We start from the raw sequence: 249 nt of genomic DNA on the forward strand, positions 1-249 counted from the left end.
TAAGCGTAATGCATTATTGAATGTCATCATGGGTGAAAATGAAGGCAGACGAGTTTTTCATTAATTGATGCAATACAGCCAACTAACGTCAGTAAATAGCTAACGATTAGCAACACATATTAATATCCCAATAGCAAATAAAAAATTTGTCGGTAACGATAAATAAGGAAACACAATGATTAAAGAGAGTAAGCAAGACGGCGAAGCACGCATGCAAAAAACGTTGGACGCGCTTGAAAGCACTTTCAG

At 36.5% G+C, this 249-nt stretch carries 1 pseudogene; it reads left to right on the forward strand.

Going from position 1 to position 249, the window contains the following annotated elements:
* Positions 1-175 precede the first annotated feature (175 nt).
* Positions 176-249, forward strand: a pseudogene (locus tag V6252_RS12945) (ribosome recycling factor); the annotation flags it as partial.

Source organism: Psychrobacter proteolyticus, assembly GCF_038155145.1.
Classification (GTDB): Bacteria; Pseudomonadota; Gammaproteobacteria; order Pseudomonadales; family Moraxellaceae; genus Psychrobacter; species Psychrobacter proteolyticus_B.